General features: G+C 55.2%; 15 protein-coding genes and 1 pseudogene. 9 read left to right on the top strand and 7 right to left on the bottom strand.

Annotated features, from left to right (window positions below; translation table 11 throughout):
• Position 1 precedes the first annotated feature (1 nt).
• Positions 2-622 (bottom strand): hypothetical protein, encoded by a 621-nt coding sequence (locus tag JMJ04_RS40095; protein ID WP_236038922.1) that lies wholly within the window; start codon positions 620-622, stop codon positions 2-4.
• A gap of 227 nt (positions 623-849) precedes the next feature.
• Between JMJ04_RS40095 and JMJ04_RS40090 the strand changes: the two genes are divergently transcribed.
• On the top strand, positions 850-1,563 hold the full coding sequence (locus JMJ04_RS40090) for a cysteine peptidase family C39 domain-containing protein (RefSeq protein WP_201375955.1): 714 nt from the start codon (positions 850-852) through the stop codon (positions 1,561-1,563).
• Positions 1,564-1,850: 287 nt separating this feature from the next.
• On the opposite strand, the gene JMJ04_RS40085 is transcribed toward JMJ04_RS40090, so the two are convergent.
• Positions 1,851-2,006, bottom strand: coding sequence for a DUF5679 domain-containing protein (locus JMJ04_RS40085; RefSeq protein WP_007920481.1), 156 nt, complete (start codon positions 2,004-2,006; stop codon positions 1,851-1,853).
• A gap of 263 nt (positions 2,007-2,269) precedes the next feature.
• On the bottom strand, positions 2,270-3,787 hold the full coding sequence (locus JMJ04_RS40080) for a hypothetical protein (RefSeq protein WP_201375954.1): 1,518 nt from the start codon (positions 3,785-3,787) through the stop codon (positions 2,270-2,272).
• A gap of 169 nt (positions 3,788-3,956) precedes the next feature.
• Between JMJ04_RS40080 and argB the strand changes: the two genes are divergently transcribed.
• The 4 genes and pseudogenes from argB to argC form a co-directional block, all read left to right on the top strand.
• Complete coding sequence (gene argB, locus JMJ04_RS47495) at positions 3,957-4,349, top strand: acetylglutamate kinase (protein WP_307811809.1); 393 nt, start codon at positions 3,957-3,959, stop codon at positions 4,347-4,349.
• Positions 4,350-4,413: 64 nt separating this feature from the next.
• Positions 4,414-4,653 carry an amino acid kinase family protein gene (locus JMJ04_RS48530; protein WP_338001082.1) on the top strand — a complete coding sequence of 80 codons (240 nt, stop codon included), beginning with the start codon at positions 4,414-4,416 and terminating at the stop codon, positions 4,651-4,653.
• A complete protein-coding gene (locus JMJ04_RS40070; protein ID WP_420799557.1) occupies positions 4,547-5,068 on the top strand; it encodes a bifunctional ornithine acetyltransferase/N-acetylglutamate synthase in 522 nt (173 codons plus the stop codon). The genes JMJ04_RS48530 and JMJ04_RS40070 overlap by 107 nt, the downstream gene beginning before the upstream one ends.
• Positions 5,037-5,210, top strand: a pseudogene (gene argC / locus JMJ04_RS49215) (N-acetyl-gamma-glutamyl-phosphate reductase); the annotation flags it as partial. The gene JMJ04_RS40070 and the pseudogene argC, both read left to right, overlap by 32 nt.
• 53 nt (positions 5,211-5,263) lie before the next feature.
• On the opposite strand, the gene proC reads toward argC, so the two are convergent.
• Genes proC through proB form a run of 3 tightly spaced genes read right to left on the bottom strand, consistent with a single transcriptional unit; the run spans position 5,264 to position 8,564 of the window.
• Positions 5,264-6,112, bottom strand: a complete 849-nt coding sequence (gene proC / locus JMJ04_RS40065; RefSeq protein ID WP_201375953.1) for a pyrroline-5-carboxylate reductase — start codon at positions 6,110-6,112, stop codon at positions 5,264-5,266.
• A 13-nt stretch (positions 6,113-6,125) separates the two neighbouring features.
• Entirely contained in the window at positions 6,126-7,403 is a 1,278-nt protein-coding gene (locus tag JMJ04_RS40060; RefSeq protein WP_201375952.1) for a glutamate-5-semialdehyde dehydrogenase, read from the bottom strand.
• 18 nt (positions 7,404-7,421) lie between these two features.
• Complete coding sequence (proB, locus tag JMJ04_RS40055; protein ID WP_201375951.1) at positions 7,422-8,564, bottom strand: glutamate 5-kinase; 1,143 nt, start codon at positions 8,562-8,564, stop codon at positions 7,422-7,424.
• A gap of 620 nt (positions 8,565-9,184) precedes the next feature.
• Between proB and ada the strand changes: the two genes are divergently transcribed.
• The 4 genes from ada to JMJ04_RS40035 all read left to right on the top strand — a co-directional run bounded on the left by ada (position 9,185) and on the right by JMJ04_RS40035 (position 12,429).
• Positions 9,185-10,285: a bifunctional DNA-binding transcriptional regulator/O6-methylguanine-DNA methyltransferase Ada gene (ada, locus tag JMJ04_RS40050; protein ID WP_236038918.1), complete on the top strand. Its 1,101-nt coding sequence runs from the start codon at positions 9,185-9,187 to the stop codon at positions 10,283-10,285.
• A gap of 17 nt (positions 10,286-10,302) precedes the next feature.
• Entirely contained in the window at positions 10,303-11,235 is a 933-nt protein-coding gene (locus tag JMJ04_RS40045) for a DMT family transporter (RefSeq protein WP_201375949.1), read from the top strand.
• A 9-nt stretch (positions 11,236-11,244) separates the two neighbouring features.
• Entirely contained in the window at positions 11,245-11,748 is a 504-nt protein-coding gene (locus JMJ04_RS40040) for a DUF5946 family protein (RefSeq protein WP_201375948.1), read from the top strand.
• Between the two features lie 138 nt (positions 11,749-11,886).
• On the top strand, positions 11,887-12,429 hold the full coding sequence (locus JMJ04_RS40035; RefSeq protein WP_201375947.1) for a GNAT family N-acetyltransferase: 543 nt from the start codon (positions 11,887-11,889) through the stop codon (positions 12,427-12,429).
• Between the two features lie 24 nt (positions 12,430-12,453).
• Here JMJ04_RS40035 and JMJ04_RS40030 read toward each other — a convergent pair whose 3' ends face one another.
• Positions 12,454-14,271, bottom strand: coding sequence for a serine hydrolase (locus tag JMJ04_RS40030; RefSeq protein WP_236038916.1), 1,818 nt, complete (start codon positions 14,269-14,271; stop codon positions 12,454-12,456).
• Positions 14,272-14,324 lie beyond the last annotated feature (53 nt).

Below are 14,324 nucleotides of genomic sequence, written 5' to 3'. Positions count from 1 at the left end.
CTTACGCTTGCTGGTAAACGGCAGCACTGACCGAGGTATCGGCCTGCTTCGGCCACAGACCAATGGTCAGCCAGATCAGTCCGATCAAGACGATCACCGTGCCCAGGTCACCGATGGGGTCCTGGAGGAAGCCACCGGCGAAACTGACCAGAGCGCCGATGATGAGCACCAGGCCAGACCAGCGAGGTGGGACGGCGGAGCGCAGAATGGCGATGCCCAGCAGGACGCCGCCTATGAGCAACATCAGGCCGTCAATCGTAAAGAAGATGAACAGTGGAGCCGGAGGCGGACCGCTCACGAGCGACGGGTCTTTGACAGCCAGATAGGGAAAGACAAAGGCGAAGATGGGCTCCGTGGCCAGGGCCATGAGGAAAAAGAGCGACGTGCAAACAGATCCGATCAGCCCCAGAACTCCAATTCTCTGGTTGCCTCCAAGAGAAACGCCGGGCAGGCCCAGCACTATCAGCATCGCGCCAATCAGGCGGATCAGGGCAGTGGCAACGCTGAGCGTATCAGCCGGGCCGGAGTCTACAAAAAATCCCGGCACAATGCCGACAATCACGATAATGCTGCCAGCGAGCAGGCTCAGCCCGCTCAAACGCTTTAAAGAAGTTGATAACATAGGTGATAGCCTCCTTGCAGGTTTTTCCTGCTTCCCATTGGTATGCAGACACGCAGCAGAGCGTGCCTGCGAGAGCCACGCCGGGTGCAAGAGCCGGTGCTACATTCACAGGTGAAACGTTTTTCATATCGATACTTCAATGGTACTGGAGAGGCTATTGCCTTGTCATGGGACAACGACCCAATTCTTGCGGGCTATTTGTCCTATGGAGAACAATCAAAGAGATTATGGGCTGGACATGTCAGGTGGAATATGGCGGCACGGAAGAGGTCGCACTTGGGCGCCTGCGGGCGGCAGCTCAACATGCTCCTGTATTGATAGGTCCCCTGAATATGGGCTACCTCACCTACAATCCCACGGCTCCTTCATTGGACGGCGTGGATCACTTTATCGTCGTGCTGAGCGTGGAAGAGGATCGCGTCGTGGTTCACGATCCCAAAGGGTTTCCTTGCACAATCCTGCCGTTTGAGGATCTGCTCAAAGCCTGGCGCGCGGAGCGAAATGCGTATCGGACGGAGCCCTATACCCAACGCTCAGCCTTCCGACCTGTCCAGCCAACCAGCCGTCAACAGATGATCGAGCGGATCGTGCCAGATATCGGCGCAAAACTGCGTCAAGAACGCTGGGAGTCAGGGATGTATGGCGGCGTTACGGCCTTGCGCATGCTTGCGCACACCCTACGCTCGCAGGCCCCCACTCATCTCGCCAACCACCTGCTCTATTATGCCCTGCCCCTTGCAGTCAGACATAAGGTAGATGCTCAGGCGTTCTTGAGAGAGGGACATCTGTCTGAGGCAGCAGACCTGCTCGAACAGCAGGCTCGCCTCCTTGGACAGGCCCAGTATGCTGGAGTGCAGCACATCTGGTCATCGGTTGCCACCTTGATCGAGCAGGTTGCCACGATAGAGGAGCGCCTGATATCTGTCTCTCGGTCCTGGTAAAGCCTGGCATCTTTTACTCGAAACCATTTGAGGAGAAGGATTGAGGAGGAGAGTGGCTCTGGTTACGTGTTTAGAAGCAGATATCTATTCCCAACCGATGGAGCACCGCACGATCACACCAGAGTTGCTAAAACGAGAAGCAAGTGGAGAGCATCTTTAATTGATAAATCATGCCTAATTATAACGACAAAAGGAAGCGACCCCGAGAGGCCGCTTCCTTTTGCATAAGGTCAAAGCTCACACCGGACGTGCAAGCATATTCTCGTTCAAATGAGCGTAACTAAAAACTACGCGTCTTTGCTGGAAAGAATACGCGTGAGCTTGGTGCCACAAACCGAGCAGGTCCCCTGCATCGCAGGTTTCCCGTTTTTCATCTCGATCTTGTGAGGGTCCTTCATCTCCCGCTTTTCCTTACACTTCACGCAATATGCTACGTCTGCCATAGACAGACCTCCTTTCAATGTGAACTGAAACCAAATATACCACACCCACGCAAGTGGCATATATTTGACTATATCGTTCACGTATGTCGAAGCCATTTGGGAGCAGTTTTAGGCTCTTTGAGTACTTTTTGGTGTTACCATAAACTCAACCATACTCAAAGGGCATTTGCAAAGGAACACATCCTGTTTTCATTTCACAGCATGGTCGAGGGACTGCAGCCGAAATTTCCTTGCGTCAAATCGAAATGTTCAGCCTTCTCGCATCACGCTCTGGCAACGTAGGAACGTTTCTGTTGCAGAAGCGCATGGATGATCTGATCCATTTCCTGCCGTGCTTGCTGTCTCTTGCCCACGTAGATGAGACCCATCGGATTGCGTGCCATCCGGCAGAGAATGCGCAGTCCGCGCTGTTGCAACTCGGTATCCCGCTCAACAAGACATTCGCGGACGATGGCTGGATCAAGTTGCGCTGGAAGAGGCAGCGCGTCGATGGTACATATTCCCTCCTGAATCGCGGTTCGCATATTCTGGATCGTGGCAACTCTCCTGCTGGCTCCCAGGACCGTCATAATGGCATCGGTGTAATTGGTCCAACGTGGATTGCATTCGGCGAGGTACAGCGCTGGTGCTTGCTTACGCTGCTGTCTCAGATAGTGTTCATGAGCGCCGGGAATCATGAGGTCTATGTTGGCAATACCACGCAGCGTGTTGAAGGGGATACCACAACGTGCGGCAGTGTACCGTAACACGTCGGGAAAGAAGATCGCGGCACGCTCTTCGTACCGTTCTTGTGCGTGGCGTAACGCTGTTGTCTGAGGGATATACGTGCTTGTCCCGATACAAGCGGTGCCACACGCGCCTGCTACTCTTTGCAGCTGGCCGTTCCAGCCAAGCGATACTGCCTGCCCATCGATGACGACGACTGACATGCCTGGGGAATCCATCACATCGAGATAGCGGCTGATGACCACCCGATCTTCCTTCTCCGTGTTCATAGTCGCCACGAGCCTTTGCTGTGCGCTCTGCAGGGCGTCAGCCCAATGCGCAAACGAAGCGGTCTGATTGCCCCCTTTCGCCTCCTTGATCTTGCCTGCCTGGACGACTTTGATTTGTCTCGCATGTTCAACGACAAGACAAGAACCGCGATTCCCTTCCGATTCGGCGGCGCGTAGAAACAGGCCCAGTGGATATCTCCCTGCAAGTCCTGCTTGAGTATAGAGCGCCTCAATCTCACGCAGCAAACAGAGGGCGACGTTTGGCAACGCATCAACAGCGGCAATGCGATAGTCTGGTATCTGGAATGCATCGGTCAACGCATGCGTACCAGCCTCCCGATGAAAGGTGTCAAGGAGTTGATAAAAGTCGGCCTTGTTTTTGAGGAGGTGAACCATCTTGCCTGGGAAACCCCACGTTTGGGCCCCTAGTGTGCTCTGGATCAGCGCCTCCGCTTCAGGAACATTGATATACGGAACGACCAATAGCGCCTGCCCAGGCGTTGCCTGGGTGGATGCCTGTCTGGCTGCATGTACGGCTGCGAAACTCATAGGCTCAATCTCTTTCCCGAAGAGATGACTGAGATACGCGAATTGTCTGCAGAGCTCCACCGGAGCAGGTGGCTCCACGAGCACTCCGACCTTCTTCGCCTGAAGTGGCAGATGACCGCAGCGTCCGAGGTAGGTTGCCTCTGCCTCTTTGGCGACGTCGTTGTTGGAGGCACGCAAAGAACCTGTGATTCCGACGTTATGAAACCCCACGCCTACCTGGAGGGGAGGTTCTGACAAAAATAATGGCATATGGAGCATATGCAGACACAAATATCCATTTCACTCAGGAGGCGGCATGTGGCGGTCTTGTGCACTCCTCAGGTCGACTATCTCTCGCTCAGTTTACCATCTCCGCATCTGTAAAAGGTCTATCATCGGCTGAAAAATCTGCTCATGATCACTCGTTCTGAAACGAGTCTACGCTTCCCAGAAAAAGTCTACCATCCACGTACATGGTGGTGGACCCACGATTAATGACTGGCTCACAAGGTTACGCATCCCTATTCGTTTCCAGCATGGATTGCGTGTCACTGATGCGCAAACCTTGGAAGTGGTGCGCATGGTCCTGTGCGGTCACATTAATCAAGAATTGGTGACTATGGCAACACAGCTTGGTGGAAGCGTTGTTGGCCTATGCGGAACTGACGGAAACATCGTCCAGGGGCATATAGCGGACGAAAGCCTGGGATTTGTTGGGGAAATCGACGCTATCCATCCCATGCAGGTGCGGCAAGTCATCGATGACGGCTACATTCCCATTATCGCGCCACTGGGATTGGACCGAATGGAAGGGTCTTAATATGAACGCGGATCTGGTGGCTTCACGTCTGGCCGGGGCCTTGCAGGCATAACGCCTCACCTTTTTGAGCAACATCGGTGGCATTTATGGCTCAGATGGTTCCCTCATTGCAGAAATGAGCGAGGCGGAGGCTCATACCTTTATCGAGCGAGGTATTATCACAGATGGTATGATCCCCAAAGTGAATGCGTGCCTCCATGCACTGGAAGATGTTCCTTGCGTCCAGATTGCGAATGGATGTGCCCCGCACGTGCTGCTGCATACATTGGAAGATCTGCCACTCGGAACTAAATTTGTGCATTAGACGAGGCGAGCCACTCACCGTTGGGAGAAGCCCGAAAGAGCAAGGTAGACACATGCTTCATGAACAACCACGAGGATTTCGCACCTGCGCGAAAAATGTTGGGATTAGGGACACGACGCTGGACTTTACGGTGATTGCCTCAGATGTCCCTGCTTCGGCTCCCGCGATGTTTACACAGAATCGGTTTTGTGGGGCCGCTATTCGCGTTGGTTGCGAACATATAGCAAATAAGCAATTGCAGGCCTTTGTCATCAATAGTAAAAACGCCAATGTCGCAACCGGCGAGCAGGGGTTCGCTAACATTCGTGAAGTCGTGCAACTCCTCGCTGCGGAACTGGCGATTGCTCCTGACAACATTTTGCCATCGTCGACAGGAGTCATGGAGCAATCATTGTTTTCTCCATCCAATCGTTGATAGGCGCACACAGCGCTTGATCGTTGTCGCTTGTCTGGATAACCTGGTCAAGGGTGCCTCGGGTCAGGCCATTCAGAATGCCAATTTGCTCTGCGGGCTCCCGGAGACGCTAGGATTAACTAGCCTAGGCATGGTTCCTTAGCTAGTAGGGGTAGTGAGGGTACCGACGCAGCGGGGCTGCGTCGGTACCCTCACTTATACCAGATTCGGCTGCGTTGTCATCTCTTTGCCCATCTCAACTGAGCGCTGAGTTGCGCGCTGGACAGCGTGCATGAATAATTGCTTCCCATGACCTCGATCTAGTACCTCCATCGCGGCCATCGTCGTGCCATTAGGCGACGTCACCTGGCGACGCAACTCCGACGGATCTTTTCCTGTTTCTTGCAGCATTTTCGCCACGCCAAACACCGTCTGCTCCATGAGCACACGACAATCCTCTTGCGAGAGTCCACAGGCCAGTCCTCCTGCCATCAGGGACTCTATCACATAATAAAAGTAGGCTGGGCCCGTGCCTGAGAGACCTGTAACCGCGTCCATCGAGGGTTCTTCGACGCTGACGGCGACGCCGATGGCGGCAAAAAGTTGGCGTGCTACTGCCAGGTGCTCGTCATTACCCCAGCAACCACGGCAGAGCGCGGTTGCTGACGCCTGCACAAAACTGGAGGTATTCGGCATGGCACGAACGACTGGCACCGCTTCATGAAAATGCTGCTCAATAGTCTCGGTCGCGGCTCCAGCAACAACCGAGATCACAAGCTGCCGCGCGGTTACATACGGCGCGATCTCCTGTAAAGCCGTGGCCAGGTCGAAGGGCTTCACAGCAATAATAATCATGCCAGCTTCGGCAAGCTCTGCCTGTTTCTCCTGGCAGATGCGTACACCATAGGTCTCTCGCAGATAGGCCAGGCGCTCAGGATGTCGCCGATTAGCGATGACTATCTGCTCAGCGGGCAAAATGCCAGCGGCAACGATGCCTTTGATCATCGCCTCGCTCATCGAGCCTGCGCCCAGGAAAAACAGGGTTTGTTCGCGTTGTATTGCCATTTCAACCTTCTCTCTACTCAATAACCTGGCCGCTGCCATGCCCAACGTATTTGTAGCTGGTTAAGGCCTGGAGACCCATCGGGCCACGTGCATGCATTTTCTGCGTGCTGATACCGATCTCCGCGCCAAAGCCGAAGACGAAGCCATCCGTCAGGCGCGTTGAGGCATTATGGTACACGACCGCCGCATCCACCTGGTCTAAGAACAGCGCTGCCGTTTCCTCGTTCTCGGTAACAATGCTCTCCGTATGCCGCGTACCATACTGCGCGATATGTGCGATGGCCTCTTGCACATCGTCGACTATTTTGACGGCCATGATCAGCTCCAGGTATTCTGTCCCCCAATCCTGCTCGCTCGCGCTTTCTATATCAGGGACAAGTTGGCAAGTGCGTGCACAACCACGGATCTCTACGCCACGCTCCTGCAAGGCTTTGAGCGCCTGGGGCAACCACTGCGGCGCGACGTCTGTGTGTACCAGCAGAGTTTCAGCCGCATTACACACAGAGGGTCGCTGCGTCTTGGCATTGACGACAATTTTTGTTGCCATCTCCGGTTGCGCGGCTTCGTCAACGTAAACGTGACAATTTCCCACTCCAGTCTCGATGACCGGTACAACGGACGACTCTACAACGGTCTGAATGAGCCTGGCACCGCCACGTGGGATCACCAGGTCAATGGCATCACGCATTCGAATGAGGTATTCGACCGAAGCGTGCTCTCCACTCTCTATCAATTGAATGGCTTCTGCGGGGATTTCACTGGCGCGCAAGCCCTCCCGCAGGGCCGCGACAATAGCGCGATTACTCTCTAAGGCGTCAGCACTGCCACGCAAGACCACGGCGTTACTGGTCTTCAGCGCCAAAGTCGCGGCGTCAACTGTGACATTTGGCCGAGCCTCGTAGATCATGGCGATGACACCCAGGGGAACGCTGCGCCGCTCGACAAGCACTCCATTGCGCAATTGCCAGCGCTCCTGCATCACCCCGATAGGGTCAGGCAAAGCCATGACGGCGCGCACGCCATCGGCAATACTCTGAATGCGCGCGGGCGTCAAGGTCAGGCGATCGATGAAACTCTTGGCCGCACCAGCGGCGCTCACTCTGCTGACATCTTGCGCGTTGGCTTGCAGAATTTCATGCTGGCGTGTGACCAGGTTGGCAGCCATCAGTTCTAAGGCCGCATTCTTCTCCTCGCTCGTTTTTCGCGCCAGTTCACGGGCCGCTACTTTCGCGGCCTGGGCCTGGGTTGCCACCCACTCTTTCAGAGCCTGGGCTGTATCTGTTGAAAGCATTTGTTTCTCCTACCCATACTACTGTGCGGCAGCCACTATCGTTGAGCGATAGAGCGCCAGCGTGTCTCTGTGTACAACTTCAGGAACCGTCGTCATGTTTGCCGATGCTAAAGAAGCGATCTCCTGTGAACGCATGCCCTTCAAACGCTGGAGATCGTCCGAGGCATACTGGCTGATGCCGCGTCCCAGCTCGCTGCCATCCGGTCCGCAAATCGCGACCACGTGCCCCTCTGAAAAATCACCTTCGATCCGTAAAATGCCGCTTGCCAGCAGGCTTTTATGCTGGTGCAACACAGCCTGCACCGCGCCCATATCGATCAAGATTTTTCCCTCAGGATGTGAACCGAAGGCAATCCAGGATTTTTTGCCTGAGAGCGGCCTTTTGCGCGGCTTGAAATGCGTTCCGATCTCCTCGCCGCTGAGGATGCGCTGCAAAATGTCGGGCGTCTCGCCATTGGCGATCACCACCTCCACGCCCGCGGCGGTAGCGATCCGCGCCGCTTTGATCTTAGTACGCATGCCGCCGGTGGTCCCCAGCGAGCCGCGTGCGCCACCGAGGGTCTCGATGTAGGGCGTAATAGCTTCCACTGTTGTGATAACCCGCGCCTGCGGGTCCTGGCGCGGGTTCGCAGTATACAGACCATCGATGTCTGAAAGGATGATATAGTGTTCGGCATCCACTGCCGTGGCGACCAACGCTCCCAACGTATCATTGTCGCCAACCTTGATACCATCGACACTGACCGTATCATTTTCATTGACAATAGGCACCACACCACGCTGCAACAACAAATTCAGAGTATTGCAAATGTTTACGTAACGCGCACGGACACGAAAATCGTCACTGGTGAGCAGCAGTTGGCCTGTCAACAGGTCATACTGCATGAAGAATTGCTGGTACAGGTGCATCAAACGGCCCTGCCCCACAGAAGCGGCCATCTGCTTCTCGGCGACGGATGTGGGATAGCGCGTGCCACTCAAGGCGCCAAAGCCTGCTGGCACTGCGCCCGAACTCACGATAAGCGGTGTAAAGCCACTAGAGCGCAGCCGGGCAATGTCGTCTACCAGGCTTTGCAGTCGCTCCATACGCAGCATATAACTTGCGCTCGTTAAAATGCTGCCACCAATTTTTACGACGATACGGTGTTGCCTACCTGCCATTGTGCAAACTTTCCTTTTCTTGGTCGATTCCCTTCTTAGGCGAAAACCAACCCCCATTCGGGGACAAGCGCGCTCAGGTTTTCGAGAAGAGACCACAAAAAAAACGCTCTCTTCGTCGCAAAGGACGAAAGAACGTTTACTTCCGTGGTACCACCTTCGTTAGCAATGAGATGATGAAGAGGCATCTCGCTCGGTCAGCACAACATTGCTCACTTGATTTCCCGATAACGGGGGAACACCCGGCTAGCTCATCGCTACCTGCTCAGGGATGGGTTCGGTCCGCTTAGCGATGGCAGCTCGCAGCTACTAGCTTGCCATTCTCTGTACGCATAGATGGACGTACTACTTCTCTGTGACAGCAAAGATATTCAGATTTCTTTAATGTGTACCATATAAAGTGCTGCTCTGTCAAGTCTTATAATGCTTCACTGCGAGGAAATACTCCAATCTCGATAGGGGCATGGCTAGTCCCTACCGAATGTTTGATGCAATTAACGCATTTCTTGGATACTTGTACAAGGAAAGAGTTTCAGTTTGGCGCGCAAGAAAGCGATAGCCTATCCCCTCTTCCTGGCTTATACTTACTCATGAGCAGAAATCAGGAAAGGGGAAACGCCAGTATGCTTGATATCCAGACACATAATCAGTTTACCCTCGATGAGGAGCAGTGTTGGAATGCTGTGACTATAAGAAGTTCGCGGATGGATGGGGCTTTTGTCTTCGCGGTACGCTCCACCGGCATCTATTGCCGTCCGTCCTGTCCGGCGCGCCGCCCACGGCGGGAGAATGTGCGCTTCTTTCGCTTGCCCGCAGAGGCCGTTGCGGCTGGCTTTCGCCCATGCCTGCGCTGCCATCCGGATCAGCAGCAGGTGCCTTCTCCTCATACGGAGTTGGTTGAGCAGGTGCGTCAATATATCGAGAACAACATAGATGCCCCCCCGCGCCTCGCCGATTTAAGCACGCAGTTTCATATGAGTCCCTATCACCTCCAACGCATCTTTAAGCAGGTGACGGGCCTCTCTCCCCGCCAGTATGTTGAATCGCTCAGGCTGAAGCAATTCAAAACGCGCCTTCAGGAGGGCGAGCCAGTCACCAGCGCCCTCTATAACGCGGGCTATCAATCGAGCAGCAGCGTGTATGAGCGCACACCGGTGCAACTCGGCATGACGCCCGCGACCTACCAGAGGGGAGGCAAAGGGGTGCGCCTGGCCTATACCATCAGCGAAAGCGTGTTAGGAAACGTGCTTCTCGCCACTACTGAGCGTGGCCTGGCCGCCATTCGTTTTGGCGAGTCCAGGCAGGCACTGGAGGCAGAACTAGAGCGCGAGTATCCCCATGCGGAGCGCACATACGATGCGGAGCGCCTGCGCCCGTGGATAGAGCACCTGCAACGTGCCCTGGCAGGCCGGGCAATTGAGACCGATATCCCCCTCGATGTCCAGGCCACGGCCTTTCAATGGAGGGTCTGGCGCGCTCTGCAAGCGATCCCCGCCGGGCAGACGCGCTCCTATAGCAAGGTCGCCCAGGCAATCGGCCAGCCCAGTGCAGTACGCGCCGTCGCCCAGGCCTGTGCCGCCAATCACGTCGCGGTCTTCATCCCCTGCCACCGCGTGGTACGCAACAACGGGCAACTGGGCGGCTATCGCTGGGGCATTGAACGTAAACAACGCCTGCTTGCCCTGGAACAGACCCAGAACAGCCTCTCCACAGGCGAAGAATAGAAAGAGCAAACACGACTATGAAGAAACAAGATGTAGGAGCCTTGTTGCTGCTTTCAACTCTCTGGGGTGGGTCTTTCTTATGTATGCGGGTGGCCGCGCCCGTCCTGGGACCTATCGCCCTCATCGAGCTGCGCGTGCTTATCGCGGGCCTGGCATTGCTAGCCTATGCCCTCTTCCGTCGCCAGCCTCTTGAGCTGCGCACGCGCTGGTGGCACTACCTGGTCATTGGTGTACTCAACTCCGCCATTCCCTTCACCTTTATCGCCACGGCAGAACTACACCTGGCAGCAGGACTCTCCGCCATCCTGAACGCGACCAGCCCACTCTTCGGTGCTGTTATCGCCGCACTCTGGATCAAGGAGGCTCTTACCCCGCGCAAGATCATCGGCCTGATCCTGGGCCTGGCAGGCGTCGCGGTCCTGGTCGGCTGGAGTCCCCTGCCATTTTCCCAGACCATCGCCTGGTCACTCGTGTTCTCACTGGCGGCAGCGGCCTTCTACGGCCTGGGCGGCGTCTACACCAAGATCTATGCGCAGGGCTACAACTCACTGGCACTCGCAACCTGTAGCCAGCTAGGAGCCGCACTCGTCCTCATGCCCTTCGCAGTAGCATTTCCTCCCCAACAGCTTCCCACCACACCAGTGATCATTGCGGTCGTCATCCTGGCCCTCGTTTGCACCGCCATAGCCTACCTGATCTACTTTGGCCTGATCGCCCGCGTCGGTCCCACCCGCGCCTTGACCGTCACCTTCCTGGTTCCCGGCTTCGGCGTGTTCTGGGGTGTGCTCCTGCTCCACGAGCCACTCACGCTCAGCACCCTACTCGGCTTCGCCATCATCCTCGCCGGCACCGGCTTTGTTACCGGTCTGCGCCTTCCCGCCAGGAGACCCGCCCCACCCGCGCCTTCCCAGAAAGAATATAATGAAACCAATCTAACATCTACGCGGTAAGGAGCAGTTGTGAATAAAACGGTGATGTGTCCAGGCTGTGGACTCCTTCTGCCTTCAACAGAAGAGCAATTCGATGAGCGCTATCACGCCTCCTCTGCATGTAGACAACTATATGATCAGCTATCTGCCTATACCCTGTCATTGCTGGATGCAAGTTTTCCTCACCAGTTTGCTGTCGATACATATGCTGCACAGCATGCAGGAACAAACCTCAAACCTATTACTTTGACCTTTGCCCTGGTCGGATTATACCTGGCATGTGAGCACAGCTATACCGGGAGACAGGTACAAAGAGCACATATGTTTCTTGCGAAAACGCCAAAACAGTGGCCTCCATTTCGCCTTCCAGACACCAAAGCAACGCTGACCGTCCTGGATGTACTCAACGTCCCAGAGCAGCAAAGAATCGACATGCTCCAACAATGGGAGCAATCTGTCTGGAGGATGTGGGAGACAGAACAGGCAAAGGTTGCGAAACTCGTCCAGGAACGGCTCAACATCTCAATCAAGTGAAAAGTTAAAACATGCCTAAACGTCATTTACGTAGCGTCAAGCCAACTTAGATCCTAGATGCCCTTGACGAAAGCGCGTCTCTGCCTTAATATATCTGTTATGGATATATCGTAAATGGTTATAGCAAGGAGTGCTTAGATGACGAAGGCAATCGCTCTCCCTGATGGTTTCTGGGTTCGCCCAGCTATAACAGGCAACCTGGAGGCGGTCTTGCAGGTGCTTATCGCCCAGGAAATGGCGGATTTTGGGAAGCCGCTCTCAGACAGAGAGCGCCTCTGGAGGAGTTGGCACGCCGAGGGCATCAATATCCTGACCGATACGTGGGTGGTAGGAACATCAAGCGGGCGCATCATAGGTTATGCTCAGGCCAAGGGAAGCGGGCGCGTCCGCCTCTTTGCCAATGTGTGGCTGCTACCCAAGTACACCGGGTGCGGCATCGGTGGGTTTCTGCTCCATTGTGCTGAGATGCGCGTCCGGGAATGGGTCGCCGAAGCCCCGCCAGGAGCACGTGTTACTATGGGGGCAAGCTGGATCAGCGAGCGCAACCAGAAGGCGCAACGGCTCCTAGATCAGAGTGGCTATGAGAAAGTGTACAGCTTCGCCCATATGCAGCTTGACCTGGATGGGCTACCATCAATACCGTGCGGGCTGGGAAAGACCTACGAATACATTGAGACCTGAATAGAGGCGGCCAACTCCGACTCTCTAGGTAAGCAGTGAGGCAACAGTGTCGCAGACGTGCTGCACAATGCCCTGCCCATCCTCTAAAGAGGCACTTTCCATTGTATAAACGGAGATGATATAAGTTTCCTGGCCCAGGGTCACGATGCCAGAAGAGTTCACGGCCCACTGATCATCGGGTCCAGGCACCCAGCCATCTTTCATCGCCACCGTGGCTCCATCGGGCACGCTATCTCCAACCCCGAACCGCTGATCAGATTCAATATGCTCCATCAGGTTGAGCGAGATATCGCGGTCGTGGGACGTCAGGATTTTGCCTTCCTGGAGGAGCGTCAGCAGATTCACCATGGTCTGCGGCGTAATTGTGCTGTATCCCCAGGCATCGTCACTCGGATTAAGCCCACTCACGCCGATCTTTTGCATATAATTTGCAATTCCTGTCGCACCGCCGATCTTATCAAAGAAGAGGGCCGAGGCCGAGTCGTTATCGGAGTTCTCAATCATGGTCGTCAGGAGATTCATCTCGTCATCATCCGGCTCACGCCCCTGTTGCTCAATTGTATCGAAGAACGTCAACATAATGGGCACTTTCATTGAGCTGGCTACGATGAATTGAGCACCGTCATTATAGGCATAATAACGCTGGCGCGACACATCGTAGACCACGGCACCTGCATTGTTGCCGATCCCGGCAAGGTACGTTGCCAGAGTTGGTGAAAGCGCGTCCATTGAGGCCTGGCTCGGTGCATTGCCAGGCGAGGTGAAGGTAATGGCGTTCGCCGGCACCCATCCATCTCCACCACCCTTTGGAGCTGCCCATTGTATATGGTACCAGAGCATGCCTGTGTCCCATTTCGTATCGCCGAGCAGTATCAGCGGGAAATTCTGCCCAACGTGCGCCACCGCCTGGCCCGCACTCGGAGCGGAGAGGAGGGCTGTATCTTCTAGCGCCCAGATCGCCTGCTTGGCGCTAATCGCGACGGCAGGCAGGCCAATGGTATGCACATAGTCTGTGCCAGTATCGAGGCGTTGGATCTGAGGCTGACCCGAGGCACCCACAGTGCCTTGATCTAGTACCAATCCATCGCGCTCAAATGCCTGCACCAGCAGGTGATGGACGCCATCATCCTTCGTAACGCTCAAAGAAAGCGCCTCCGTAAGTGGTAGACCAAAATCCGTTTTCCACCCGTCAGGCGAAACATCAGAACGATTGACATAGCTCCAGAACGGCTGTGGAATGAAATGGCCCACATCCTGTCCGGCGCGTGTCCCTCCCTTGACGAAGATGCCCTTCCCACTCACGGAGGCCGTAGCGGTTTGACCTGCCGCTGGTGCCGCCAGCATGAGGCCGGGATTGGTTGCCTTGCGTAGATTAATATAGGTAAAGTGACTCTTATCACCACCAATGGGCACCTGGCTGCCAGCTGTAAGCAAGGCCTGGAGCAGCGGCAGGCGCACGATTCCCGTATCGGTGTCCTTCACGCCATGCTTGCTTAAGGCAACCAGCGAGGCCTCATTCCCTTGTGTATGCCCCTGCTGACTTACTGGCAGGAGCAACGCGCCCGATGCAAAGAACTGCAACCATCCCTGGTCTGTAGGAAACGCAGCGGTCAACGGGGCTCCCAGGCTTATCGTTCCTCCATGACTCTGAGTGTAACGCTCAAAGAGTGGGGAGACGCTCAACGCCTGGGCCTCTGGCACCGAGAAGTCAAAGTCTGGCGCAGTAACTTTGCTTTCACCAACCCACTGGTTGGCTCCATTACTTGCATTTGTGATTACTGCATTGGTGCCACGAAAGACGCAGCCAGAGTACAAAAGTGCCGAACTGCCAAACATTACCATAAGGAGAAGGAGCCTCATCGTTCGTCTGGAAATATGCCTCATCATCAAGCCGT

Source organism: Ktedonobacter robiniae (assembly GCF_016587375.1).
Lineage (GTDB): Bacteria > Chloroflexota > Ktedonobacteria > Ktedonobacterales > Ktedonobacteraceae > Ktedonobacter > Ktedonobacter robiniae.
The sequence above is the reverse complement of the archived record's forward strand: the minus strand, read 5'-3'. Positions and strand labels throughout refer to the sequence as shown.